We start from the raw sequence: 24,420 nt of genomic DNA, 5'->3' as shown, positions 1-24,420 counted from the left end.
CTTGTCTCGCGATCAGGCGCTCATGCAGCCTGTTTGGAAGCGTTCTGGATCTTCGCTTCGAACTCGTGGCGGAAGTGCTTGATCATGGCGCGAACCGGCATGGCTGCCGCGTCGCCGAGCGCACAGATGGTGCGGCCCATGATGTTCACGGATACCGAGTCCAACAGCTCGATATCTTCCGGACGGCCTTCGCCGTGCTGAATACGGTTCACCACGCGCCACAGCCAGCCCGTACCTTCACGGCAGGGCGTGCACTGGCCGCAGGACTCGTGCGAATAGAAGTACGACAGACGCAGCAGGCACTCGACCATGTCGCGCGAATCATCCATCACGATCACTGCACCCGAACCCAGCATGGAACCCGCCTTGGAGATGGAGTCATAGTCCATCGTGCAGTCCATGATGATGTCGGCAGGCAGCACGGGCGACGAAGAGCCGCCAGGAATCACAGCCTTGAGCTTGCGACCGGTGCGCACACCGCCCGCCAGCTCCAGCAGCTTGCTGAAAGGCGTGCCCATGGGAACTTCGTAGTTGCCGGGCAGGTTCACGTCGCCGCTGACCGAGAAGATCTTGGTGCCGCCGTTGTTGGGCTTGCCGCATTCCAGGTAGGCCTGGCCACCGTTGCGGATGATCCAGGGAACGGCTGCGAAAGTCTCGGTATTGTTGATGGTCGTGGGCTTGCCGTAGAGACCGAAGCTGGCAGGGAATGGCGGCTTGAAGCGGGGCTGACCCTTCTTGCCTTCCAGCGATTCCAGCAGCGCGGTTTCCTCGCCGCAGATATAGGCGCCAAAGCCATGGTGGGCATGCAACTGGAAGCTGAAGCTGCTGCCCAGGATGTTGTCACCCAGATAGCCGGCCGCACGGGCTTCTTCCAGGGCTGCCTCGAAGCGCTCATAGACTTCGAAGATTTCGCCGTGGATGTAGTTGTAGCCAATGCTGATGCCCATCGCGAAAGCGGCAATGATCATGCCTTCGATCACGATGTGCGGGTTGAACATCAGGATGTCGCGGTCTTTGCAGGTACCGGGTTCGCCCTCGTCCGAGTTGCAGACCAGATGCTTCTGACCGGGGAACTGGCGGGGCATGAAGCTCCACTTCAGACCCGTGGGGAAGCCCGCACCGCCACGGCCGCGCAGACCGGATTCCTTGAGCGTCGCGATGACCTGATCTTGCGTCAGGCCTTCGCCGCCATCCTTGCCCAGCAGCTTGCGCAGGGCCTGATAGCCGCCGCGCGCTTCATAGTCCTTGATGGACCAGTTGCTGCCGTTCAGATCCGCATAGATCTGGGGGTTGATGTGGCGGTCGTGGAAGCAGGTTTCATTGCCGGTCGATGCGAACTTGGCCAGCACGGCATTGGCGGCAGGATTGTTCAGAATCGTGCTCATGCCTTGCCCTCCGCTGCGCGCAGGCCGTCGACCAGCTCGTCGAGCTTTTCATTGCTCATGAAGCTGCACATGCAACGGTCGTTGACCAGCATCACGGGCGAGTCGGCGCAGGCGCCCAGGCACTCGGACTGCTGCAGTGTAAACAGGCCGTCCTTGGTGGTCTCGCCCATCTTGATGCCCAGCTTGTGCTCCAGATGGTGCAAGGCCTTGTAGCCGTCGCGCAGCTGGCATGGCAGATTGGTGCAGACATTGAGCTTGTACTTGCCAACGGGTTGCTGGTTGTACATGTTGTAGAAAGTGGTGACTTCGTGCACCGCAATCTCGGCCATGCCCAGGACTTCGGCAATCACTGCCTCGCTTTCCTGGCTGACCCAGCCCTGCTCCTGCTGCACGATAGACAGGCAAGCCATGACGGCAGACTGTTTCTGGTCAGCCGGATACTTTGCCACCTCACGCGCAAAGCGTTCTCTGGTCGCTTCGGTAATCATCGGTCAACGTCTCCAAACACGATGTCCAGGGTACTGAGCACCATCACGGCGTCAGCCAGCATATGGCCACGGCTCAGTTCATCGAGAGCAGCCATGTGCGCAAATCCTGGTGGACGAATCTTCAGTCGATAGGGCTTGTTGGCACCATCGCTGATCAAATAAATGCCGAACTCACCCTTGGGATGCTCGACGGAAGCATAAGCCTCGCCTTCGGGAACCTTGAAGCCTTCGGTAAAGAGCTTGAAGTGGTGGATCAGCTCTTCCATGTTGGACTTCATGGCTTCACGGCTTGCGGGCGCAACCTTGTGATTGTCCGTGATCACAGGGCCGGGATTGACACGCAGCCAGTCCACGCATTGCTTGATGATCTTGTTGGACTCGCGCATCTCGGCCATGCGAACCAGATAGCGGTCGTAGCAGTCGCCCGTGGCACCCACCGGAATATCGAAATCCAGCTTGTCGTAGACCTCGTAGGGCTGGGTCTTGCGCATGTCCCAGGGCAGGCCCGAGGCGCGCAGCATGGGACCGGTCAGGCCCAGGTTGATGGCGCGTTCTGCAGACACCACGCCGATGCCGACGTTGCGCTGCTTCCAGATACGGTTGTCGGTCAGCAGGGTTTCGTACTCGTCCGCGCACTTGGGGAAACGCTGCGTGAAAGCATCGATGAAGTCCAGCAGCGAGCCCTTACGGTCTTCGTTCATGGCCTCCATGGAGCGCACATTGCGCACCTTGCTGGCCTTGTACTGGGGCATGCTGTCCGGCAGGTCGCGATACACGCCGCCTGGACGGAAGTAAGCCGCGTGCATGCGCGCACCCGACACTGCTTCGTACATGTCCATCAGCGCTTCACGCTCACGGAAGCTGTAGATCAGGATGGTCGAGCTGCCGGCATCGTTGCCCGAGGAACCCAGCCACATCAGGTGATTCATGATGCGGGTGATTTCCGAGAACATCACGCGGATGTACTGGGCGCGGATGGGCACTTCGATGCCCATCAGCTTTTCGATGGCCAGGCAGTAAGCATGCTCGTTGCTCATCATCGAGCAGTAATCCAGGCGGTCCATATAGGGCAGCGACTGGATATAGGTCTTGCTTTCGGCCAGCTTTTCGGTCGCACGGTGCAGCAGACCGATGTGCGGGTCGGCGCGCTGCACCACTTCGCCATCGAGCTCCAACACCAGACGCAGCACACCGTGCGCTGCCGGGTGCTGCGGACCAAAGTTCAGGGAATAGTTCTTGATTTCAGCCATGGTCTTCCGTCAAAGGCGACGCGCGCCTTTAGTGCAGGCCTCCGCCATAGTTTTCTTCACGAATGATGCGCGGCGTGATTTCGCGCGGCTCGATCGTGACGGGCTGGTACACCACACGTTGCTGTTCGGCGTCGTAGCGCATTTCCACGTGACCGGACAGAGGGAAATCCTTGCGAAACGGATGGCCGATGAAGCCATAGTCGGTCAGGATGCGACGCAGGTCTTCGTGACCTTCGAACACGATGCCGAACAGATCGAAGGCTTCGCGCTCGAACCAGTTGGCCGAGTTCCAGATGGGGTTGATCGAAGCCACCACGGGGAAGTCATCGTCGGCGCAGTACACACGCACACGCAGCCGCTGGTTCAGCGTCAGGGACATCAGGTGGGATACAACGGCAAAACGCGGACCGTCCTTGCCGACTTCCGCATAAGTGGAGTAGTCCACACCGCACAGATCCAGCAGCATCTCGAACTGGCAGTCCGGAGCATTGCGCAGAATCTGCATCACGTCCAGATACTTGTCAGCGGACACCTCCACCGTCACTTCGCCGTAGGCCAGAGTGACGGAGCGCACCTTGTCACCCAAGGCAGCAGTAACCACATCCCGAAGCTTCTCGGGGTGAATAGCAATTGCAGTCATCTCAGCCCTTTAAACGCGAGCGATGGTGTGGGTACGACGAATCTTCTGCTGCAGCTGGATGATGCCGTAGATCAGCGCTTCCGCTGTCGGAGGGCAACCAGGCACATAGACGTCGACGGGAACAATGCGATCGCAACCGCGCACCACCGAGTAGCTGTAGTGATAGTAACCACCACCATTGGCACAGGAGCCCATGGAGATGACCCAGCGCGGCTCGGACATCTGGTCATAGACCTTGCGCATCGCGGGAGCCATCTTGTTGCACAGCGTACCGGCAACAATCATCAGGTCTGAGTGGCGGGGGCTGGCACGGAACACTTCGGAGCCGAAGCGACCGATGTCATAGCGGGCAGCAGCTGCGTGCATCATCTCCACCGCACAGCAGGCCAGGCCAAATGTCATGGGCCAGATCGACCCTGTCTTGGCCCAGTTCACCACCGTGTCATAACTGGTGGTGACGAAGCCTTCCTTCATCACGCCTTCGATCATCGTGTTTCCTCAGAAAAGCTGCTTATTCCCAATCCAGGGCGCCTTTTTTCCACTCGTAGGCAAAGCCCACGACCAGAATGGCCAGAAAAATCAGGACAGCAACAAAACCCACGCCGCCGACATCTTTGAGTGCGACAGCCCAGGGCAGCAGAAATGCGATTTCCAAGTCAAACAGAATGAACAGGATGGCGACCAGGTAGTAGCGCACATCAAACTTCATTCGAGCGTCTTCAAACGCCTCGAAACCGCATTCATAGGGGGAGTTCTTGGCAGCATCAGGGCGGTTGGGACCCAGCACGTAGCCGAGCGCCAGGGGTACAACACCCACAGCCATGCCAATAAGAATGAACAGAAGAACGGGAAGGTACTGATCGATGTTCATCGAGTGGGCCTTGTTATGAAAACATGCCTCACCGATCACTGCCTGATCAGCAGGGCAGGTTTTTAGTTATGTGTTGGTGCCGTCGGCGAGACTCGAACTCGCACAGCTTTCGCCACTACCCCCTCAAGATAGCGTGTCTACCAATTCCACCACGACGGCTTCGTCTCAAAGTCCGGCAATCTCTGGAACCTTCGTTGCAAAGATTCTGATCCCCAGACAATCCCTAGATTCTAGCCTGAAAAACCCCACTCTTTGGGGTTCTTCAGGATTTTCTCCAAATTATTTCGTTGGGATCTGGGCTGCACCTTCAGCACCAGCCGCTGGAGCAGCAGCAGGCACGGCTGCATCACCAGCAGCTGCGGGCGGCACATTGGCAGCAGGCGCAGGAGCCGAAACAGGAGCAGCACCTTCCAGCACACTACCCGAACTCACTGGGCGAGCGTTGCCCAGATAAGCCAGTGCCAATGTAGCCACAAAGAACACGGTGGCCAGGGCCGCCGTGGAGCGCGACAGGAAGTTGGCACTGCCCGAGGCGCCAAACAGGCTGCCCGACGAACCGCTGCCAAAGGAAGCCCCCATATCGGCACCCTTGCCGTGCTGCATGAGGATGAGGCCGATCATGCCCAGGGCGGCCAGCATCTGGACCGCGAGAATGACGCTGGAAAAGACGTTCATATCAAAACCTAAAAGTCTGAATCATTGCGCACCACACCGGAGTGTGGCGCAGACGAATTATTGCGCTGCCGCAATAATGATGAGGAAATCCGGAGCCTTGAGAGCCGCGCCACCGATCAGGCCGCCGTCAATATCGGCCTGAGCCAGCAGCTGCGCCGCATTGCCTGCATTCATGCTTCCACCGTAAAGCAAAGGCACGCGATTGGCCTTGTCGCTGGCAGCAGCCAGCTGTGCACGCAGCACGGCATGCACCTGCTGGGCCTGCTCGGGCGTGGCAGTCTTGCCGGTGCCTATGGCCCAGACAGGCTCATACGCCACCACCAGTTCGCTCACGCAGTGGCCGACCTGATGAATCACGGCTGCCAGTTGACGCTTGACCACAGCCTCGGTCTGACCTGCTTCACGCTCCGCCAGGGTCTCACCCACGCAGACGATGGGCGTGATTCCTTTGGCCAGAGCGGCCTGAGCCTTGGCTGCAACCACGGCATCGGTCTCGCCATGATACTGACGACGCTCGGAGTGACCGACCAGCGCATAACGCACGCCGAACTCCTTGAGCATGGCCGCCGAAGTTTCGCCCGTGAATGCGCCCTGCTCGTGCTGGGACACATCCTGCGCGCCCACACCGATGGAAGTACCCGCAAGTTCTGCCTGGACTTGAGCCAGATAGACAGCAGGAGCCGCCACAGCCACGCCCGCCTTGTTGTCAGCAGGCAAGCCCTGCTTGATGGCCTGCAGCAAAGCGGCATTGGCAGCCAGGCTGCCGTTCATCTTCCAGTTGCCAACAATGAGTTTTTGCTTCATGTTTCCCAAGTCAAAACGATTTTTCCGGTGTGCTGGCTGGATTCCATCAGCGCATGAGCCTGCGCCGCATCAGCAGCATCGAATTCACGATAGATGGCTGGGCGCACCTTGCCGGACTCCAGCAGGGGCCAGACATTGCGCTTGAGCGCCTCGGCGATCGCCGCCTTGAAGGCCACGGAGCGCGGGCGCAGCGTGGAGCCGGTCACGGTCAGCCGTTTGCGCAGCACCAGACCGGCATCGAACTCGGCCTTGACCCCCCCCTGCACCGCGATGATGACCAGGCGACCATCAGGAGCCAGGCACTGGACTTCGCGCGCCACATAGCTGCCGGCGACCATGTCGAGGATGACGTTGACGCCTTCGCCTGCCGTGATGCGCTGCACTTCTGCCGCGAAGTCCTGGGTCTTGTAGTTGATGGCGTGGTCGGCACCGAGCTTGAGGCAGTCATCGCACTTGGCATCGCTGCCCGCCGTGACAATGACCGTCGCACCCCAGGCCTTGGCCAGCTGAATCGCCGTCACGCCAATGCCACTGCTGCCGCCCTGCACCAGCAAGGTTTCGCCGGGCTGCAGAGCCCCCCGGTCAAACACATTGCTCCAGACCGTGAAAAAGGTCTCGGGCAAGGCAGCCGCCTGCACGTCGCTGAAGCCTGCAGGCACCGGCAGACACTGGTCCACGGGCGCAGCGCAGAAACTCGCATAGCCGCCACCGGCCACCAGCGCGCAGACGCGGTCGCCGAGCTTGAAGCCTGCCTTGCGCATGGCGGCCTCGTCGCCCGCCACGATCACACCCGCCACCTCGAGCCCCGGAAGATCGGAGGCGCCGGGAGGTGGCGCGTAATGACCTTTGCGCTGCAGCACATCGGGGCGGTTGATGCCGCTCGCGGCAACGCGAATCAGCACCTCCCCCTCAGCCGCAGCCGGCATGGGACGTACACCCATGCGCAGCACGTCTGGCGCACCATAGCTGGTGATTTCCACCGCTCGCATTGTGTTGGCTTGCATAGTCAGGCTTTGCTCTATCAAATAAATCAGGCTCAAACGCTTAGGCAGAAAGCGCCAGCAGCCACAAAACAGGATCAGCCAGCAAACGACAAAACAGGAGGCCGCCTCACGACGGCCTCCTGCTCAGCCATTACTGCTGCTGTTGCTGCTGCTCGTCGGCGGCTGCGCGGTTTTCGCGCGGCTCGCGGTTTTCGCGGGGTTCGCGATTCTGACGAGGAGCACGTTCGCGGTACTCGCGATCGCCACGGGGTTCACGCGGCTCGCGCTCGGGCATGCCGGCTGGACGCTCGGTCAGCGCCTTCATGGACAGCTTGACACGCCCCTTGTCGTCGGTCTCCAGAACCTTGACCTTGACCACCTGACCTTCTTGCAGGTAGTCGGTGACCTTTTCCACGCGCTCGTGGGCGATCTGGCTGATGTGCAGCAGACCGTCCTTGCCGGGCAGCAGGTTGACCAGGGCACCGAATTCCAGAATCTTGACGATGGGGCCTTCGTAGACCTTGCCGATCTCGACTTCGGCCGTGATCTGCTCGATGCGCAGCTTGGCGGCTTCGGCCTTGGCGCCATCGGTGGCGGCAATGGTGATGGTGCCGTCTTCCTCGATGTTGATCTGGGTGCCGGTCTCTTCGGTCAGCGCACGGATGGTGGCACCGCCCTTGCCGATCACGTCACGGATCTTCTCGGGGTTGATCTTCATGGTGTAGAGCTTGGGCGCGAAGCTGGAGACTTCGGTCTTGGCTTCACCCATGGCTTCCTGCATCTTGCCCAGGATGTGCATGCGGGCTTCCTTGGCCTGAGCCAGGGCGACCTGCATGATTTCCTTGGTGATGCCCTGGATCTTGATGTCCATCTGCAGGGCAGTGATGCCGTTGGTAGTACCGGCCACCTTGAAGTCCATATCACCCAGGTGATCTTCGTCACCCAGGATGTCGGTCAGCACGGCGAACTTGTTGTCTTCCTTGATCAGACCCATGGCGATACCGGCCACATGCGCCTTCATGGGCACACCGGCGTCCATCATGGACAGGCAGCCGCCGCAGACCGAAGCCATGGACGAGGAGCCATTGGACTCGGTGATTTCCGACACCACGCGGATGGTGTAGGGGAATTCTTCCTTGGTCGGCAGGCAAGCGGCCAGAGCGCGCTTGGCCAGACGGCCGTGGCCGATTTCACGGCGCTTGGTCGAGCCCATGCGACCCACTTCGCCGGTGGCAAAGGGAGGCATGTTGTAGTGGAACAGGAAGCGGTCTTCGAACTCGCCAGCCAGCGCGTCGATCTTCTGAGCGTCGCGCTCGGTACCCAGCGTGGAGATCACCAGGGCCTGGGTTTCACCACGCGTGAACAGCGCGGAGCCGTGGGTGCGGGGCAGCACGGAGGAGCGGATCTCGATGGGACGCACGGTACGGGTGTCGCGGCCGTCGATACGGGGCTCGCCCGCCAGGATCTGCGAACGCACGATGCCGGCTTCGATGTCGAACAGCATGCCTTCAACCTTGACGCCGTCGAATGCCACGCCTTGCTCGGTCAGGGCGGCCTTGACGTCAGCGTAGGCAGTGCGGCAAGCCAGGGTACGCACCTGCTTGTTGCGCTCCTGGTAAGCAGCACGCAGCTTGGCTTCGCCCAGCTCGACCACCTTGGCGATCAGCGCTTCGTCCTTGGCGGGAGCAGTCCAGTCCCATGCGGGCTTGCCGCCTTCGCGCACCAGGTCATGGATGGCGTCGATAGCGATCTTGCCTTGCTCGTGGCCGAACACCACGGCGCCCAGCATCACTTCTTCAGGCAGTTGCAGGGCTTCGGACTCCACCATCAGCACGGCGGATTCGGTGCCGGCAACGACCAGATCCATCTGCGAATCCTTGCGCTGTGTCTGACCAGGGTTCAGCACGTATTCGCCATTGATGTAACCCACACGGGCTGCACCAATAGGGCCGTTGAAAGGCAGGCCCGACACTGCCAGGGCAGCGGAGACAGCAATCATGGCAGCGATGTCGGCGTCGACTTCGGGGTTCAGCGAGATGGTGTGGATGACCACATGCACGTCGTTGTAGAAGCCTTCGGGGAACAGGGGGCGGATGGGACGGTCGATCAGACGCGAGGTCAGAGTCTCCAGCTCGGAAGGCTTGGCTTCGCGCTTGAAGAAGCTGCCGGGGATCTTGCCGGCTGCATAGGTCTTCTCGATGTAGTCAACGGTCAGGGGGAAGAAGTCCTGGCCGGCCTTGGCGATCTTGGAGCCCACAACAGTGGCCAGCACCACGGTGTCGTCGATGTTGACCAGCACGGCGCCGGATGCCTGACGCGCGATTTCGCCGGTTTCCATGGTGACCGTATGCTGGCCCCACTGGAAGGTCTTGGTAACTTTGTTAAACATGGTCATATTGACTCCTTCATGAATAGCTGGATGCGCTTATCCAGTCTTGATTTGGAGTGCAAACAGAACACGATGCCATTCCAGTGCTGCGCTAGACGCTACAAATAGTGCAGCACTGGAATGACACAGCTTCGCTCTGTTTTGCGAACTCCGAAGTAAAAAACGCCTGAGCTAGGCAATCTAACTCAGGCGTTTCGATCTTTCACCGTGCTTACTTGCGCAGGCCCAGCTTGGCGATCAGTGCTGTGTAGCGGTCAGCGTCCTTGGACTTCAGGTAGTCCAGCAGCTTGCGGCGACGGCTCACCATGCGCAGCAGACCGCGACGACCGTGGTGGTCCTTGGCGTTAGCCTTGAAGTGGGGAGTCAGTTCGTTGATGCGAGCTGTCAGCAGAGCCACTTGCACTTCGGGGCTACCAGTGTCGTTTTCGGAACGGGCATTGGCCTTGACAACTTCAGCCTTCTTATCGGCAGCGATCATTTTGTTTTCCTTAGGATTTGGCACTCGACGAGGAGCACCTTGGTTACTTGCGCCAAGACTGGAAAGGCCTCAGCGTGCGTCTTGCACCATGCAAAACCCGGCGATTATATCAAGAGCCCATTTCCCTGGCATCCACTACTCCTCACACGCAAACCCATATTGCCAGCCAATGGCACACACGCTGCAATGAGCCGTCACAGCTTCACCGAGGACTGACCATGACACCTTGGCTCAAACACGCTCACAAGCTCCAGTACGCCGCCGTGACTGTTGCAGCATTGATAGCAGCAACACTTGCCACCGACACCCTTGCTGCTGGGCGCAAAAACAGCAAGGACCAGAGCAGCAAAATCAGGATCCAGAACATTCGCAGCAGCTCGGACGAAACCACTGCCGAGCGCGACCGGCGCCTCTACCGGGAATGTCAGGGCAGACCCAACTCAGGAGCCTGTTCGGGGTATACGCAGAAACCTCAGGGCAGCAAGCGTTAGCGAATAGGGGTGGAACTTACGCAAGCCGGAATGCACCAGGACTGCTTCTGAGGTGCAGGTCTTGCCTGAACCCGGTTTGCGCAAGCCCTGGTGAGCTACCGTTTGTCCCGACCTTTCTGCCACCTGTCCAAGCTCATTATTTACACAAGCTCTCAAAACGTAACATCAGGGCATGTTCAAAATGCCCTCACGCCGTTCTGTCAAAGGCTTCACCGCCATCGAACTACTGGTGACCATCGCCATTCTTGGCGTGCTTGCAGCCATTGCAGCCCCCAGCTTCAAGCCATTGATCGAACGCTGGAAAGTTCGCCAAGTTACAGAAGAGCTGCAATCCACTTTCTATGTGGCTCGCTCGGAAGCAATCAAGCGCGGCGGCGGCATCGCCATACTGCGCAGCGGTAACACGACAGATTGCACCACTGTCGGCAGCGACACCAGCCTCTGGAGCTGCGGCTGGACCGTCTTTGTCGACACCAACAATGATGGCAAGCAGGACAGCGGCGAAGACACCTTGCAGACCATCGCCCTGCCCTCAAAAGTCAGTGTCAAATTAACTGGCATCAGCGAGCCCACCCTCATCAAGGTGGATCGCTGGGGCCTGCTCTCAGCTGCCAATGCAGCCATAGAACTCAAGGGAAGCAGCGAAGCGCAAGCCAGCACCATGTGCATTAGCAGCACTGGCCGCATCTACACGCCTGACACAGACAGTACATCGTGCACATAAGCCAGACACCCGCTCTTATCAGCGTCGCTACAGAGGTCGCAATCTTTGATGAGGAATCTCTATGCACACCTCCGCCAACAGCACATTGCACCTGCGCTACGTCAGCAGAGTTGCACGCCATGGCTTCACAGCCGTCGAACTAATGGTGACCCTCGCGATATTGGCCATTCTGTCAGCCATTGCCATGCCTAGCTTTCGCACGCTATTCGAGCGCTGGCGCGTCCTGCAAGCCACCGAGAGCTTGAAATCCAGCCTGATGCTTGCCCGCTCGGAAGCCATCAAGCGCGGGGGCAAGGTCGTGATCCAGAAAATAGCCAACAACACTGACGGCTGCACGACCGCCACCAACAAAACAGACTGGGACTGCGGCTGGATCATCTGCAATGACAGCAATAACAGCGGCACCTGCACCCAAACCGATCCCGTTCTGCAAATCGTAAATGCACCACGCGATGTTCAGATAACACGCTCCGGTGGAGCTGGCACCATCAAACTCAATCGCTGGGGCTTGGTCGACGGAGCCTTTCTAAGCTTCAGCATCGTCCCCCTGAACAAGTCCACCGCAAACTCTGCGGCCAAAGGCCTCTGCATGAGCTCGGGCGGACGCATACGCCTCATTCCTTCGGAAGAAATTCCATGCACTTCATGAACACCAAGTCCTTACCCCAACAGCGCGGCATTACGCTAATTGAATCGCTGGTTGCGCTGATCGTCGTCGCCTTGGGCATTCTGGGCATCATCGGTGCGCAAATGCGCACTTTGGTTGACACCACCACCACAGTGCGGCGGGCGCAGGCCATCCGACTGATCGAGGACCTGAGTGAGCGCATGAAAGTCAACCCCAATGCGTTGCTAGGGTTGAGCGGATATGTCTCTGGGTATGACAAAAAAGCCAAGGACTATGCCAGCGCCGATTGCCACCAGGCCACATGCGCTCCAGCAGCACAAGCTGCGTATGACCTCAAGCAATGGAAAACCTCAGTGGAACAAACACTTCCGCTGGGGCAAGGCAGCATCTTCCTCGCCCCCGGTGAAACAGTTGATGCCAACCGCCGACAGCTCGGCGTAATCATTGCTTGGCGAGAGAACGAACAGGACATCAGCGACACCGACGATAAAAAGAAATTCAAGGACAACATCGACGCCAGCAAATTCCTTAATGCCGATGGCAGCTTCGGCGCTGGCACCGATGAGACCAACACCTGCCCTGACGGATTCACATGCCATCTGCAATACCTGCCCATCTCCGCCCGCTGCGCGCCGTATGGCAACACCATGTATTGCTCATGATCACGCTGCTACCCGCCACCATGGAATCGATACCCGTGCTTCCCCACACTCCTCCTTCCCTGCGCCGCACTCGGCACCTGTCCCAACAACAGGGCGTAACTCTGCTTGAGCTGATGGTCGGCCTGGCCATCGGCCTGCTGGTCGTTGCCACCGCCATGGGAGCGCTGATGCTCTCGCGCGGCATCTCAGGCTCCGTCAACGATGCCAGTTCCATACAGCAGCAAGGGGCCCACACTCTTCGGGTGATTGGCCAGCAACTGCGCCAAGCAGGTTCTCTTTACCTCAATCCTGATCCCAGGAACAGCGCCAGCAACGACCCACTGAGCGCCGTGGTGTTTGAAATCAAGGCCATCGCGCACGACGGCGGCAACAGCTTCGACCAGACAGACGCCATCTCCGGCACCGCAGACAGCCTGACCACGGGATTTAGACGCTATGCGGACAGGATTTTTCTGACCACCAACACCGATAGCCTCGATGTCTTGGCTCGCAACTGTGTGGGCGCCCCCGCCTACGAGAAGAACGGCACCATCAATGCCGACGAGCGGGTCGAAAGCATCTTTGCCTTCGACAGCACCAAGAACAGCCTCCAGTGCAGCGGAAACGGGGTCACCACCGCCCAGCCCATTGCACAGAACGTTGCTCAATTTCAGGTCAGCTATCTGGTTCAGACCAATGCCGACGGCAGTGTGCAATATGTCAAGGGCGGGGACATGCCTACATCCTCTACAGACCCCAAATGGCGCAGTGTGCAGGGTGTGCAGGTCTGTCTAGTGCTCTACGGCAGCGAACTCATAGACATGCCCGCCGGCAGCAGCTACACCGACTGCGATGGCAAGGCCGTGGACATCACCACCCTGACCGACACCAAACGCAAGAACCGCATGCACCTGCTGTTCCGCAACACCTTCCAGCTACGCAGCCAAGGGCTGATCTGAGCAACACCTACGAATACTGCCATGCTGCACCTCTCACACTTTGCCATGCCCCGCCGCGCTGCTGACCGACAGCGCGGCGTGGCGCTGTTTGTCGTCATCATCTTCGTCATGCTCGCCATGCTGCTGGCACTATGGGCATCACGCACCGCGTGGTTCAACGAAATGATCGTGAGCAACGACGCAGACTACCAACGCGCCTTTGAAGCCGCACAGGCCCTGCTGCAAGACGCCGAACTCGATATACGCGGTGAAAAATCCGACGGTAGCGCCTGCAACGCCCCACCCTGCCGCGCCTATAGCAGCGCATTGCAGTTCCCTGGGGACACCAACGAAATCAACCCACTGATCACCACATTGCAGAGTGAAGCGACACGCTGCAAGGACGGACTGTGCGCGCGACGCGTGGGCAGACAGGATTTCTGGAATTACGACAAAGACACCTCCGTCGATCCTGTGGCCGACGCCACCCTGGGCGAAGTGCCTCTGAGCGACCTCATGGCCGTAGGCGCACGCTATGGCCAATACACCGGCGCGGCCAATACCACGGCCGACGGCCAGCTCAACCCCATATTGACCGAAACCGCAGCGGAAAAAGGCGGCTGGTACTGGATTGAAGTCATGCGCTATAGCGACGCTGCCAAGAGCGCCAACTTAATCATGGATTCCAAAACCAGCCAATTGCCGTTAAACCTTGACGTCTATGTCATCTTCCGAATTACAGCTCTGGCCAAAGGACGCAAGAAAGGTACCGCCGTCGTACTACAGGAAACCTATGCCCGCCAGCGGATGAAGGACTGAAATCCAGACCCGAAATTGCCTTTCAAACAGATAGTAAACCGCAATTTCCTTCAGGTATTTCAAGCCCTTTTTACTTCTTTTATGAATCTGTTCTTCCAGGAGCGCCTCATGCCCCTTACCAAGCGTTTTCCCTTTCAGAAGAGCCTGCTGGCAATCGCCATCAGCACATTACTTCCCCCCACCACAAGCTGGGCGCTGGATATGGTACAAGAGCCGCCCCTCCCCACATCCAAATCAGCCTTTGTAGCGCCGAATGTGATTATCTCGGTCGACGATTCTGGAAGTATGAATTACGGTGTCAAAACTTCCTACACTGGTTCATCGCGCACCGGCAAGGGATATACAATCCCTGATGACCTTGGAAAGTGGAACGACGAAGCCAGACGCATTAATGTTCTCAAATATGCTCTAGATGCCGTATTCAACAATAAGGAACTGATACCAGAGAACAGAATACGTATCGCCTGGCAGGCAATGCATAACAATGGCGGATCAAGTAGTGCAGGAAATGTCAATAGCTCAAAAATGAACACCAATTCAATGAGATCCATTGACTCGACGATAAACAATAAGAAGCATCGCGATAATTTCCTCGATTTCGTCAAAAATTTATCCCCCGGGAATGGAACACCTTCCCATAGAATGTTCAGCCAGGCGGACTCCTATATGCGCCAGCCTCTTGGCAAGAACAGCCCGTGGTCCAGCGACCCAGGAGGCACCGGCAGCAAGAGCACCGAGTACCTGGGCTGTCGCCGCAACTACCACATCATGATGACCGATGGTCGCTGGAATGGGGATGTTTCCGGCGGAGATCAGGATGGCAAAGATTGGGCTGCGCTGAATGGCCGCCAGATGTACAGCACTACATCCGATCAGACCAGAGTCTATTACGACAGCTTCTCGGATACCTTGTCCGACTGGGCATTCAAGAGCTGGATGGATCCATTGCAGGATGCATCATTGCTGATAAATTCCGACAAGCTAAAGCCTTCGCAGACGTATCAAGAAGCCCCACTCGCCGAGACTTTCTCAAAAACAAAAACCGTAGATGTTTATGAAGAACAGCCTGTATACGGAGATGTATCCCCATGCCTAAAGTACGACAAAAGGGGAAGATGTACGCAATGGACTCAAGGTCAAATTGGTACAACACCAGTAAAAGTGGGAACAAAAGAAGAAACAAAAACCGTTAATCTGGGGAAATACTGGAATCCAAAATACAACCCTGCAACATGGCCACATATGGTCACTTATACGATTGGCTTCAGTGATGAGGCCGTCACCTGGCCAGGCGCCAGCGATATTATTGCTCCATCAGTAAAAGTGCCTTTCGGCTATGACAATAGCTTTGTCGATCTGGTAACAGGCTGGCAAAAATGGCCAGCTATGGACAGCGAATACAAGCGCTCACTGGATTTATGGCATGCAGCCATTAACGGCCGCGGTGGTTACTATGCAGTGACAGAAGCCGAAGACCTTGCCAAAGCGTTCCGCGAGATCATCGGCAAGATCAGCGACGAAAGTGCACCATTGCCGGATTCGATTGCTGGTGGCGGCAGTACCACTGGCTATAACGTTTCTCAAAACAATGCCGGTATTTATGCCTCGGCTTATAGCCCCAAGGATGGCTGGAGCGGATATATCGCCGCAACGCGCGCACTTGAGCCAGAAAAATATGCCTGCCCTAGCAAAGACGATCCTGAAAAAATCTGCATTCGCTTCCCCGATGTGGTATCTGGCTGGGATGGCAAGAGCACAGCAGACCGATTGGACGAACTGGCATCGGTGGATAATCGTCTGGTTCTAACCTGGAGTGATGAAACCGGCGCCGGAACTCCATTCAAATGGACGGACAGCACAGAGATTGCTTACAGCACAGCACAAAAGCGAGCGCTACTGGGCTTGAGCGGCAGCGATGTCATCACGACTGCCCTGTCAACCCTAGCGCGCAATATCATCAACTACATTCGAGGCGATCGCTCTCTGGAAGGCACTACGGATGCCCAGCCTCTGCGCGTGCGCACCAGCCGCCAGGGCGATATCGTGAACTCCGAAATCTGGTATACGGGCGGCCCCATCAGCAATCATGGCATGGGCTATGCCAGCTTTGTCCAAGCACAAAAAGACCGTACGCCTGTTCTCTATGCTGGCGGCAATGACGGCATGCTGCATGGTTTTTCAGCGAAGGATGGCAGCGAACTGATGGCCTATGTACCGCGTGGCGTTGTAGGCGGACTGAAAAAACTGACCGACAAGGACTATCGACACCAGTACTACGTCGATGGCTCGCCCATGACGGGCGATATCAAGGACGGCGACGACTGGAAGACCATGCTGGTAGGCACCTTGGGCGCAGGGGGCAAGGGTTACTTTCTGCTAGACGTGACCAATCCTGGCAGTGCCGCCAGGCCTGGCCTTACCGCAGCATCGGTGGTGAAAGACCGTACTCGCGGCAATAGCGAAGCCGCACCCAATTGCAGCGCGCTCACCGGTGCTGCGGTGCAGGCCTGCACCGCAGCCGTAGCTGATGACGCAGATATTGGCAATATCACCGCCCGCCCAAACCGCAACCCCGCCAGCCTGCAGGAAGCCACGCAGATCACGCGCATGAACAATGGCCGCTGGGCAGTAGTGATGGGCAATGGCTATAACAGCGCCAAGCAACGCCCGGTGCTTCTGGTTCAGTACCTGGATGGCAACAAAGAGTTGAAGCTCATCCCTGTTACCACCAACACAGCTACCCCAGGTAGCGGCAATGCCGCCGACAACGGCCTGGCCTCTCCCGCGCTGGTGGATCTGGACGGCGACGGCAAGACCGATGTGGTCTATGCGGGCGACAACCTGGGCAATCTCTGGAAATTCGATCTGACCAGTACAAATGCCGACAGCTGGGCCGTGGCCTTCGGCGGCCAGCCACTGTTCACCGCCCGCGGCCCTGTCGCGCTGAACAGCTCCACACGCGACCAGGTACAGCCGATCACTGCCCCCCCCATCGTTCGTGCCAATGACCGAAGCATGACTACAGGCACTGGGACAGCTGCCAAAACCCTGCCCATCGGCGGCATGATGGTTGCCTTTGGCACAGGCCGCAACTTGACCGCCAACGACCGCAACACCAGCATCCAGCAGAACGTTCAAACCCTATATTCGGTTCTTGACAACACACGCTACCGCATGAATTCGGATAAAACAGCCTTGGAAGTTCACCCTGGCGACGCCAGTGCCAGCCCCCCAATCCCCACACCCGCTCCGGTTGGCACCATGAACAGCACAGGCAGGCTGCTGGCTCAGCAAGTCATTGCCGCATTCACTGGCACTGGAGCATTCAAGGATGATGCAACCATCAGCCCCAAGACCGCCGATCAGGAATTGAGCGCAGCAACCTGGCAGAACTACAAGGGCTGGTTCCTTGACTTGCCTGCCAGCGGCGAGCGCCTGCTCAAGCCCATGCAGTTCTATGACGGCAGCAATATCCTGGCCGTTTACAGCGAGTCGCCCTCAGGCACCAAAAATGCCGCCAGCGACAACATCAACGAGAGCTGCGTCCCAGTCAAGGTTGATACCAGCGCAGGCGCCCAGTGGCGCACGCTCATCAATATCATGGATGGAAAGCGCCCCAGCATTCAGGTAATGGACACCAATAATGACGGCTTCTACAACAATGCAGACGGGAACGTTTCACGAGTGGCTGTCAATACTGGTACGCCGCTGCTGATCACCAAGCGTGATCGCATTGTGGACAAGACTGGCGGTGGCGGCCCCCGTGACACTCTCGCACGCATGCCTGAGCAGTCCACACGCCCAAGCTGGCGCCAAATCAAATAACAGGAAAAGCCATGATTCATCGCATACACAAAAACCAACGCGGCTTCACCTTGATCGAGTTGATGATTGTTCTCGCCGTCGTCGGCATTTTGAGTGCGGTCGCCTATCCCAGCTATACGGAGTATGTACGGCGAGGCCATAGGGCGGATGCCCGCACTGGGCTGCTGCAAGCCCAGATGTGGATGGAGAGGGCAGCGACTGCGACGGGGGTCTATCCGACAAACGCGGACACTACCAAGATCCTGCCTGCTGCACTGAGCTGGACCGGTGATGCGAGCAAACGCTACACCATTGGTGTTAAGGCCGGTACCAGTACTAATTCGACATATACCTTGATTGCCACGCGAAAAGACCCAGGGCCCCAGGCCGCCGACAAATGCGGCGACTTCACTTTGACTCACACCGGAGCAAGAGGGGCAGAGAATCTTTCAAGCGAAATGACCGCTACGGAATGCTGGAGTAAATAAAGCCTACCCACTGCATTACCATTCTGGGCAAGATGAAAAACTCTTCCCACTTCATGAACAAGGCGCTTGAGCAGGCTGCTCAGGCGCTTTTTCTTTCCTCACCCAACCCGCGTGTCGGTTGCGTGATCGTCAATGACGCTGGCCAGATCATCGGCCAGGGCTTTACCCAGAAGGCCGGCGGCCCCCATGCCGAGATCATGGCGCTGCGCGACGCAGCGGCCAAGGGAAATGACGTGCACGGGGCTACGGCCTATGTGACGCTGGAACCCTGCTCGCACCATGGCCGCACCGGGCCCTGCTGCGACGCCTTGGTCGCAGCCGGCATCGGCAAGGTAGTGGGTGCGCTGACGGATCCCAATCCGCAAGTGGCCGGCCAGGGTTTCGCGCGGCTGCGCGCCGCGGGTGTCGATGTGGAGATAGGCCCCGGCTCAGCTGAATCACGCGAGCTCAATGTCGGCTTTTTCAGCCGCATGATTCGCGGCACGCCCTGGGTGCGCATGAAGGCTGCCAGCTCGCTGGACGGCGTCACGGCCTTGCACAACGGCCAAAGCCAGTGGATTACCTCGGCGGCCGCCCGGGCCGACGGACATGCCTGGCGAGCCCGGGCCTGCACGATTCTGACCGGCATAGGCACGGTACTGGAAGACAACCCGCGGCTGAACGTACGCGATGTGCCAACACCACGCCAGCCGCGTGTTGCGGTGGTGGACAGCAGGCTTGACATCTCGCTGGATGCTCATGTTTTGAAAGCGCCTAGCGGTTGTCTCATTTATACCTGCAGTACAAATCAATCCAAGATCGAGAAATTGCAAGCGCTAGGCGCTACGGTTATTGGTATGCCGAATGCGGCAGGCAAGGTGGACCTGGCTGCCATGCTGCGCGATCTGGCCGAGCGCGGCACGAATGAGCTGCATGTGGAAGCTGGCTTCAAACTCAATGGCTCCCTGATTCGCGAAGGCCTGATCGATGAGCTTCTCTTCTATCAGGCCCCCAAGCTGCTGGGCACGGGAGCCATGGGCATTGCCAACTTCGGCCCGCTCGACAGCCTGGAGCAAGGCCTGCCACTGGTGTTCCATGATGTCGCCCGCCTGGGACCGGACCTGCGCATTGTTGCCAGAATCCAGGGCCGAGAGCAGTTCTAGCGCAGTCTGTGTCCGACATGCCAACTTGATCATCATGGGTTACAAAGCAGCAATGACGGCTTTTATCTCCACATCGTCATGGCTGCAGCCGTTGCGGTGGCCAAAGTATCAGGCATTGCTTGCCGGCGCTTTCATCGCGCTGCTGCTCACGGGTTGCGCGGCGTCTCTACCCAAGGATGTGGAGCGCCCCGTCAGCACCGCATTGAGCCAGCCCCAAAACACCGACCTGGGCCTGTTCATCTCTCAGGCTCGCCCAGCCAAGGCAAAGCCAGATGCCTCGGCTTTCGCCTTGATATCCGGCCCCAAGCATGCCCTCAGCAGCCGCATGGCGCTGGTGGAAAATGCACAGAAAACGCTGGATCTGCAGTACTACGCCATCCATGCAGACCAAAGTACCGGACGACTGCTGCACGCCGTCGTGCAGGCTGCCAAGCGCGGCGTGCGCGTACGCGTGCTGCTGGACGACTTCCACAGCACGGGGCCGGACGCACAGATCATGCGCCTGGCTTTTGTACCCAATGTGGAGATGCGCATGTTCAACCCTCTGGCCGGCTCGCGCGCTTCCACCATCGGCCGGGCCTGGACGCTGCTGACCGACTTTCAGCGCGCGCAGCAGCGCATGCACAACAAGCTGTTTGTGGCCGACAACACCCTGGCTGTGATTGGCGGGCGCAATCTGGGCGATGCCTACTTTGACGCCTCCAATGACGGCAATTTTGTCGACCTCGATGTTCTGACCGGCGGCCCGGTCGTCAAAGACCTGTCGCGCAGTTTTGATCGCTACTGGAACAATGTTCGCGCCTACCCCGTGCAGTCGCTGATCAGCGAGCCTGACTTGCTCAAACTCAAAAAGCAGTTCGACCAGGAAGACGCCAGGAGCGAAGCCGAGCATGCTCGCAACACCACCGCCCCGAGACCGGAGCCCGAAGACCGCCCCTTGAGTCTGAAGCAGATCCCGTGGATCTGGGCCCAGGCCATGGTGCTGGCCGACAGCCCGACCAAGATTCCCGCTGAAGGAGCGGAGCGGACTGCCGCCGATGAGTCATTCGAAGCAGCAGTACTCAAGGCCGACGACGCCAACAGCCTCCCTCCCTTGGCCGCACCGGCACTGAATGCCGAATCGGTGGTCGATGGCCTGCTGGCTCTGATTCGCTCTGCCAGGCGGGACTTGCTGGTCGTTTCGCCCTACTTTGTACCTGGGCCGGAGATCATGGATGCCTTTCGCGCTGCACGCAGCAAAGGCGTACGCATCCGGGTTCTGACCAACTCACTGGCCTCCAACGATGCTCCGCTGGCACATGCCGGCTATGCTCGCCACCGCAAGGCACTACTGGAGATCGGCGTCGAATTGCATGAAATGCGCAGCGAAGCAGCAAATGTCAGCTCCGCCCTGCGCGCGGGCGGCACGGGCTCCAGCGGCGGCAGCTCCGGCGCTTCGCGGGCCATGCTGCACACCAAGCTGCTGGTCATAGACGGGCGTCTGGTCGCCGTGGGCTCCATGAATCTGGATATGCGCTCACGCCTGCAGAACACCGAGATCGCCGTACTGATCGCCAGCCGCCGCTTCAGCCAGCTGGCCAGCGACAGCATCGATGAAAGCCTGCCTGAAAACAGCTGGCGCGTGGATCTGGATCCCAAGGGGCAACTGGTCTGGCGTGCACCGCAGGACAGCGGGCTCAGTGATTCGTATTCCGAACCCGATGCCAGCCTGGGTCTGCGCCTTATGCTGCAGCTGCTCGGGCCTCTGGCTCCGGACAGTCTGCTGTGACTTCCGCCCGCTCTGGCCAGGGCCATTCCCGCTGCAGATCACGCTGGGGCAAGGCCGCCACCCAATCGCTGATGGCGCGCTGATCGGTCTGGGTGCGCACTTCCTGATAAGCCAGCTCGGCTTCGGGAAAACGTCTGCGCATGAGGTTGAGCCACTGTTTGAGGCGACCCGCACGCTGGCGCGGCTCCAGATCCTCGCAGACCATATGCCAGAAACGCTGCACCTGGGGCACCAGCGCCAGCCAGTCAATGCCGGCTGCCGCGCTGACACTGCCCTGCTCCACGGCGCGGCGCACGGCCAGGGCCAGACCTGGGTCGGCCACAATGCCGCGCCCCAGCATCAGATCGTCGCAGCCCGAAACTTCGCGGCAGCGCAAGGCCTCTTCCACAGTCCAGATCTCGCCATTGGCCACCACATTCACGCCCACCGCATCGCGGATGCGCGGAATCTCTTCCCAATAGGCCGGCGGACGATAGCCGTCCAGCTTGGTGCGTGCATGGACGACGATCTCACAGGCGCCCCCCTGCTCCATGGCCTGGGCACACTCGGTCATCAGCGCCCGATCGTTGAAGCCCAGCCGCATCTTGGCCGACACCGGCATCTGCGCGGGCACGGCACGGCGCACAGCATCCACCACGCGCACGATCTGCTCGGGATCCTGCAGCAGCGATGCACCGCCGCCATGGCGGTTGACCACCTTGGCCGGACAGCCGAAATTCAGATCGATGCCCTCGGGTCCCAGGCGCGCCAGATTGGCAGCGTTCTCGGCCATGCTGACGGGGTCGGAGCCCAGCAGCTGCGCCCGCACCGGCACCCCGGCCAACGTCCTGCTGCCATTGCGCAGCTCGGGCATGGTACGCAGATAGACCTTGTCCGGCAGCAGCGAGCCGCTGATGCGAATGAACTCGGACACGCAGCGGTCCGCGCCGCCCACCCGGGTCAGCACATCGCGCAGCACAAAATCCAGCAGCCCTTCCATGGGCGCAAGCAGCAGTCTCATTTCAGATTCAAATCAGATTGACCTGCAGCGCTTATCAGAAAACGCCAGCAGCTAGTAATTCAGAAGCAATTGGCAAGCTTGAACAGCAATGACGGAATGATCCGCTGCGAATTGGCGCAGATTCACACCAGTGTCATCGTCAGCCCATGCAATAGCGCATCCGCACTTGCAACGCGCCAGACCGCAGCAGCCATGATTTTGCAAAAAACCGCCAAGGCCCAGGAAGAACTTCAGCCAGGATCGCGCCAGCTACCGCAGCGCGCACGCTCCCTGCTGTTGCTGGCCGGCGGCAAGAGCATGGAAGAACTTGCAGCCATGTTGGGCAGCGATCATGCCGCACTGGCCCAGCAATTGGTGGAGCAGGGATATCTTCAGCTGGTGCCATCCAGCGCCCCCAGGGAGCGCAGCATGGCCATTCATCCAGCAAGCTCCCTCGCCAAAGCCGGATACAGTCCGGCCACACCAGCCCTGGCGCCAGCCGAGGAAGCCACCGATTCGGCACCAGCCATCAATATGGCGGGTACCCGCATGTATTTATTCGATATGTGCGAGCGCCTGTTTGCCAACCGTCATGAGACGCTGGCCCAGACATTGCGCACCCAACTGCGCGAGGCCAGAGACCTGAACAGCTTGCGCAGCGCCGGTATCAGCCTGCTGACGGCGGTAGAGGAATATGCGGGCAAAGAACGCGCCCAGTCGCTGCGCGAAAGGCTGGCTGCCCTGCTGGCGCATGGCGAAGCCGCCGATCCGTCCAGTCAGGAACTTCAAGGAGCGACGGCCTAGCAGCCTGGCTGTCAGCCGGCTTTGGCCAGACGCCAGAGCGACGTCACTTCGGCAGAGCGCGCAATGTGCAAGGGGTCCTCGCGGTCCTGTACCTTGCCATGGTGCGGGCGGACATCCTCGCGCCCCAGCACCTTGAGGCCGGCCGATTCAATCCAGCCCAGCAGCTCCTCACGCGTGCGCAGCTTCAGATGCTCGGCCAGGTCAGAGAGAATGAGCCAGCCTTCGCCGCCTGGCAGCAGGTGCGCTGCCAGCCCTTGCAGAAAACCGCGCAGCATGCGGCTGTCTTCGTCATAAATCGCCTGATCGAGCACCGATGCGGCCTTGCCCGGCAGCCAGGGCGGGTTGCAGACGATCAGGCCGGCCTGCCCTTGCGGGAACAGATCGACATGCTGCAGCTCCACCCTGGAAGCATGACCCAGCCGCTGCAGATTCTCGGAGGCGCAGGCCAAAGCACGCTCGCTCATATCGGTGGCAAGCACCGACTTCACGCCGCGCTTGAGCAGCAGTGCCGAGAGCACGCCTGTGCCCACGCCGATATCCCAGGCCTGCTGCAATCCGGCAGCAGGAATGCTCGCACGCGCCACCAGATCGAGATACTCGCCGCGCACGGGCGAGAAGACACCGTAGTGCGCATGAATGCGGGCGCCATCCAGGGCGGGTATCTCCACCCCCTTCTTGCGCCATTCATGGGCGCCGACCACACCCAGCAGATCTCGCAGCGGCACCAGCACGGACTGCGCATGCGCTTCGGCCGGGACTGCGCCCCAGGCCTCGGAACATGCAAGACTCCAGTCCGGAGCCCGGCGCAAGGCGCAATGCCATTGCATATCCAGCTCAATCAGAATGCTGGCCAGCATCCGTGCGCGCTGGGCCTGGGACTGGCGGTACAGATGGAACGCGTGGGGAAAGCCTGTAGCAGCAGGGCTTTTTGCCGGGCTCTTGCGGCGCGACTTCTTGTCCAGCCGGCGGCCCAGTGCCAGCAACAGCTGACGCGCATTCTGGAAATCACCGCGCCACAGCAGCGACACACCTTCGCTGATATGGCGAAACGCCGTATCAGCGGGCATGGTGTCATCGGCAATTTCGATGCGGCGAGGCTTGGGCAAGCTGCTTTCGCTGCGCCACAAAGCCGTATGGGCCTGGGCTTGCTCCTGCCATTGCAGCAGGTCGAAAGCAGATGCGGGTGCGCAGACTGAGGCCGCGAGCTTGCTGTTGGGAGACGTCACGGCCT

At 59.3% G+C, this 24,420-nt stretch carries 24 protein-coding genes and 1 tRNA gene; 11 read left to right on the top strand and 14 right to left on the bottom strand.

Annotated features, from left to right (window positions below; genetic code table 11):
- Positions 1–20: 20 nt before the first annotated feature.
- The 12 genes from nuoF to rpsO form a co-directional block, all read right to left on the bottom strand.
- Positions 21–1,385 carry an NADH-quinone oxidoreductase subunit NuoF gene (gene nuoF / locus F0P97_RS05930; RefSeq protein ID WP_003064388.1) on the bottom strand — a complete coding sequence of 455 codons (1,365 nt, stop codon included), beginning with the start codon at positions 1,383–1,385 and terminating at the stop codon, positions 21–23.
- Positions 1,382–1,873 carry an NADH-quinone oxidoreductase subunit NuoE gene (gene nuoE / locus F0P97_RS05925; protein WP_003057829.1) on the bottom strand — a complete coding sequence of 164 codons (492 nt, stop codon included), beginning with the start codon at positions 1,871–1,873 and terminating at the stop codon, positions 1,382–1,384. The genes nuoF and nuoE overlap by 4 nt, the downstream gene beginning before the upstream one ends.
- On the bottom strand, positions 1,870–3,123 hold the full coding sequence (locus F0P97_RS05920) for an NADH-quinone oxidoreductase subunit D (protein ID WP_003076498.1): 1,254 nt from the start codon (positions 3,121–3,123) through the stop codon (positions 1,870–1,872). The genes nuoE and F0P97_RS05920 overlap by 4 nt, the downstream gene beginning before the upstream one ends.
- A 28-nt stretch (positions 3,124–3,151) precedes the next feature.
- Positions 3,152–3,763 (bottom strand): NADH-quinone oxidoreductase subunit C, encoded by a 612-nt coding sequence (locus F0P97_RS05915; RefSeq protein ID WP_003076499.1) that lies wholly within the window; start codon positions 3,761–3,763, stop codon positions 3,152–3,154.
- Positions 3,764–3,772: 9 nt separating this feature from the next.
- Complete coding sequence (locus F0P97_RS05910) at positions 3,773–4,252, bottom strand: NuoB/complex I 20 kDa subunit family protein (protein ID WP_003057832.1); 480 nt, start codon at positions 4,250–4,252, stop codon at positions 3,773–3,775.
- A 22-nt stretch (positions 4,253–4,274) separates the two neighbouring features.
- A complete protein-coding gene (locus tag F0P97_RS05905) occupies positions 4,275–4,634 on the bottom strand; it encodes an NADH-quinone oxidoreductase subunit A (RefSeq protein ID WP_158384358.1) in 360 nt (119 codons plus the stop codon).
- Between the two features lie 74 nt (positions 4,635–4,708).
- Positions 4,709–4,793, bottom strand: a tRNA-Leu gene (locus tag F0P97_RS05900).
- A 120-nt stretch (positions 4,794–4,913) separates the two neighbouring features.
- Positions 4,914–5,309 carry a preprotein translocase subunit SecG gene (gene secG, locus F0P97_RS05895; RefSeq protein ID WP_182286030.1) on the bottom strand — a complete coding sequence of 132 codons (396 nt, stop codon included), beginning with the start codon at positions 5,307–5,309 and terminating at the stop codon, positions 4,914–4,916.
- Between the two features lie 57 nt (positions 5,310–5,366).
- On the bottom strand, positions 5,367–6,113 hold the full coding sequence (tpiA, locus tag F0P97_RS05890) for a triose-phosphate isomerase (protein ID WP_182286029.1): 747 nt from the start codon (positions 6,111–6,113) through the stop codon (positions 5,367–5,369).
- Positions 6,110–7,102, bottom strand: a complete 993-nt coding sequence (locus F0P97_RS05885) for an NAD(P)H-quinone oxidoreductase (RefSeq protein ID WP_182287116.1) — start codon at positions 7,100–7,102, stop codon at positions 6,110–6,112. The genes tpiA and F0P97_RS05885 overlap by 4 nt, the downstream gene beginning before the upstream one ends.
- A 145-nt stretch (positions 7,103–7,247) precedes the next feature.
- Positions 7,248–9,491 carry a polyribonucleotide nucleotidyltransferase gene (gene pnp, locus F0P97_RS05880; RefSeq protein ID WP_182286028.1) on the bottom strand — a complete coding sequence of 748 codons (2,244 nt, stop codon included), beginning with the start codon at positions 9,489–9,491 and terminating at the stop codon, positions 7,248–7,250.
- Positions 9,492–9,696: 205 nt separating this feature from the next.
- Positions 9,697–9,963 (bottom strand): 30S ribosomal protein S15, encoded by a 267-nt coding sequence (gene rpsO / locus F0P97_RS05875; RefSeq protein ID WP_003057844.1) that lies wholly within the window; start codon positions 9,961–9,963, stop codon positions 9,697–9,699.
- 218 nt (positions 9,964–10,181) lie between these two features.
- Between rpsO and F0P97_RS05870 the strand changes: the two genes are divergently transcribed.
- From F0P97_RS05870 to F0P97_RS05825, 10 genes are all read left to right on the top strand, one after another.
- The gene (locus F0P97_RS05870) at positions 10,182–10,454 is read left to right on the top strand and encodes a hypothetical protein (RefSeq protein WP_182286027.1); all 273 of its coding nucleotides are present in this window, start codon (positions 10,182–10,184) and stop codon (positions 10,452–10,454) included.
- Between the two features lie 172 nt (positions 10,455–10,626).
- Positions 10,627–11,178: a GspH/FimT family pseudopilin gene (locus tag F0P97_RS05865; protein ID WP_182286026.1), complete on the top strand. Its 552-nt coding sequence runs from the start codon at positions 10,627–10,629 to the stop codon at positions 11,176–11,178.
- Positions 11,179–11,239: 61 nt separating this feature from the next.
- Positions 11,240–11,827, top strand: a complete 588-nt coding sequence (locus F0P97_RS05860) for a GspH/FimT family pseudopilin (protein ID WP_182286025.1) — start codon at positions 11,240–11,242, stop codon at positions 11,825–11,827.
- Entirely contained in the window at positions 11,815–12,468 is a 654-nt protein-coding gene (gene pilV, locus F0P97_RS05855) for a type IV pilus modification protein PilV (protein WP_182286024.1), read from the top strand. Before F0P97_RS05860 ends, pilV begins: the two co-directional genes overlap by 13 nt.
- Entirely contained in the window at positions 12,465–13,406 is a 942-nt protein-coding gene (locus tag F0P97_RS05850; RefSeq protein ID WP_232538135.1) for a PilW family protein, read from the top strand. The genes pilV and F0P97_RS05850 overlap by 4 nt, the downstream gene beginning before the upstream one ends.
- 21 nt (positions 13,407–13,427) lie before the next feature.
- A complete protein-coding gene (locus F0P97_RS05845) occupies positions 13,428–14,204 on the top strand; it encodes a pilus assembly PilX family protein (RefSeq protein WP_182286023.1) in 777 nt (258 codons plus the stop codon).
- Positions 14,205–14,219: 15 nt separating this feature from the next.
- Positions 14,220–18,029, top strand: coding sequence for a pilus assembly protein (locus tag F0P97_RS05840; RefSeq protein WP_182286022.1), 3,810 nt, complete (start codon positions 14,220–14,222; stop codon positions 18,027–18,029).
- 11 nt (positions 18,030–18,040) lie between these two features.
- Complete coding sequence (locus F0P97_RS05835) at positions 18,041–18,496, top strand: type IV pilin protein (RefSeq protein ID WP_182286021.1); 456 nt, start codon at positions 18,041–18,043, stop codon at positions 18,494–18,496.
- 32 nt (positions 18,497–18,528) lie between these two features.
- A complete protein-coding gene (gene ribD / locus F0P97_RS05830) occupies positions 18,529–19,638 on the top strand; it encodes a bifunctional diaminohydroxyphosphoribosylaminopyrimidine deaminase/5-amino-6-(5-phosphoribosylamino)uracil reductase RibD (RefSeq protein WP_182286020.1) in 1,110 nt (369 codons plus the stop codon).
- Positions 19,639–19,690: 52 nt separating this feature from the next.
- Positions 19,691–21,406 carry a phospholipase D-like domain-containing protein gene (locus F0P97_RS05825; protein ID WP_182286019.1) on the top strand — a complete coding sequence of 572 codons (1,716 nt, stop codon included), beginning with the start codon at positions 19,691–19,693 and terminating at the stop codon, positions 21,404–21,406.
- Here F0P97_RS05825 and F0P97_RS05820 read toward each other — a convergent pair.
- Positions 21,360–22,406 carry a tRNA dihydrouridine synthase gene (locus F0P97_RS05820; RefSeq protein WP_182286018.1) on the bottom strand — a complete coding sequence of 349 codons (1,047 nt, stop codon included), beginning with the start codon at positions 22,404–22,406 and terminating at the stop codon, positions 21,360–21,362. The genes F0P97_RS05825 and F0P97_RS05820 overlap by 47 nt on opposite strands.
- Before the next feature lie 192 nt (positions 22,407–22,598).
- Between F0P97_RS05820 and F0P97_RS05815 the strand changes: the two genes are divergently transcribed.
- A complete protein-coding gene (locus tag F0P97_RS05815) occupies positions 22,599–23,189 on the top strand; it encodes a hypothetical protein (protein WP_182286017.1) in 591 nt (196 codons plus the stop codon).
- Positions 23,190–23,200: 11 nt separating this feature from the next.
- On the opposite strand, the gene F0P97_RS05810 is transcribed toward F0P97_RS05815, so the two are convergent.
- Positions 23,201–24,415: a methyltransferase gene (locus F0P97_RS05810; protein ID WP_182286016.1), complete on the bottom strand. Its 1,215-nt coding sequence runs from the start codon at positions 24,413–24,415 to the stop codon at positions 23,201–23,203.
- Positions 24,416–24,420 lie beyond the last annotated feature (5 nt).

This window comes from Comamonas testosteroni, assembly GCF_014076415.1.
GTDB lineage: Bacteria > Pseudomonadota > Gammaproteobacteria > Burkholderiales > Burkholderiaceae_C > Comamonas > Comamonas testosteroni_F.
This window is presented reverse-complemented; position numbering and strand designations above follow the sequence as displayed.

What these genes read in the sequence shown, in the direction of transcription:
- F0P97_RS05860 (WP_182286025.1), top strand. Translation starts at nt 11,240, where the DNA reads ATGCACACCTCCGCCAACAGCACATTGCACCTGCGCTACGTCAGCAGA.
- F0P97_RS05845 (WP_182286023.1), top strand. Translation starts at nt 13,428, where the DNA reads ATGCTGCACCTCTCACACTTTGCCATGCCCCGCCGCGCTGCTGACCGA.
- F0P97_RS05920 (WP_003076498.1), bottom strand. Translation starts at nt 3,123, where the DNA reads ATGGCTGAAATCAAGAACTATTCCCTGAACTTTGGTCCGCAGCACCCG.
- secG (WP_182286030.1), bottom strand. Translation starts at nt 5,309, where the DNA reads ATGAACGTCTTTTCCAGCGTCATTCTCGCGGTCCAGATGCTGGCCGCC.
- F0P97_RS05915 (WP_003076499.1), bottom strand. Translation starts at nt 3,763, where the DNA reads ATGACTGCAATTGCTATTCACCCCGAGAAGCTTCGGGATGTGGTTACT.
- F0P97_RS05850 (WP_232538135.1), top strand. Translation starts at nt 12,465, where the DNA reads ATGATCACGCTGCTACCCGCCACCATGGAATCGATACCCGTGCTTCCC.
- pnp (WP_182286028.1), bottom strand. Translation starts at nt 9,491, where the DNA reads ATGACCATGTTTAACAAAGTTACCAAGACCTTCCAGTGGGGCCAGCAT.
- ribD (WP_182286020.1), top strand. Translation starts at nt 18,529, where the DNA reads ATGAAAAACTCTTCCCACTTCATGAACAAGGCGCTTGAGCAGGCTGCT.
- F0P97_RS05910 (WP_003057832.1), bottom strand. Translation starts at nt 4,252, where the DNA reads ATGATCGAAGGCGTGATGAAGGAAGGCTTCGTCACCACCAGTTATGAC.
- F0P97_RS05820 (WP_182286018.1), bottom strand. Translation starts at nt 22,406, where the DNA reads ATGAGACTGCTGCTTGCGCCCATGGAAGGGCTGCTGGATTTTGTGCTG.
- F0P97_RS05870 (WP_182286027.1), top strand. Translation starts at nt 10,182, where the DNA reads ATGACACCTTGGCTCAAACACGCTCACAAGCTCCAGTACGCCGCCGTG.
- F0P97_RS05825 (WP_182286019.1), top strand. Translation starts at nt 19,691, where the DNA reads ATGACGGCTTTTATCTCCACATCGTCATGGCTGCAGCCGTTGCGGTGG.
- F0P97_RS05905 (WP_158384358.1), bottom strand. Translation starts at nt 4,634, where the DNA reads ATGAACATCGATCAGTACCTTCCCGTTCTTCTGTTCATTCTTATTGGC.
- nuoE (WP_003057829.1), bottom strand. Translation starts at nt 1,873, where the DNA reads ATGATTACCGAAGCGACCAGAGAACGCTTTGCGCGTGAGGTGGCAAAG.
- pilV (WP_182286024.1), top strand. Translation starts at nt 11,815, where the DNA reads ATGCACTTCATGAACACCAAGTCCTTACCCCAACAGCGCGGCATTACG.
- nuoF (WP_003064388.1), bottom strand. Translation starts at nt 1,385, where the DNA reads ATGAGCACGATTCTGAACAATCCTGCCGCCAATGCCGTGCTGGCCAAG.
- F0P97_RS05815 (WP_182286017.1), top strand. Translation starts at nt 22,599, where the DNA reads ATGATTTTGCAAAAAACCGCCAAGGCCCAGGAAGAACTTCAGCCAGGA.
- F0P97_RS05885 (WP_182287116.1), bottom strand. Translation starts at nt 7,102, where the DNA reads ATGCGAGCGGTGGAAATCACCAGCTATGGTGCGCCAGACGTGCTGCGC.
- F0P97_RS05835 (WP_182286021.1), top strand. Translation starts at nt 18,041, where the DNA reads ATGATTCATCGCATACACAAAAACCAACGCGGCTTCACCTTGATCGAG.
- rpsO (WP_003057844.1), bottom strand. Translation starts at nt 9,963, where the DNA reads ATGATCGCTGCCGATAAGAAGGCTGAAGTTGTCAAGGCCAATGCCCGT.
- tpiA (WP_182286029.1), bottom strand. Translation starts at nt 6,113, where the DNA reads ATGAAGCAAAAACTCATTGTTGGCAACTGGAAGATGAACGGCAGCCTG.
- F0P97_RS05865 (WP_182286026.1), top strand. Translation starts at nt 10,627, where the DNA reads ATGTTCAAAATGCCCTCACGCCGTTCTGTCAAAGGCTTCACCGCCATC.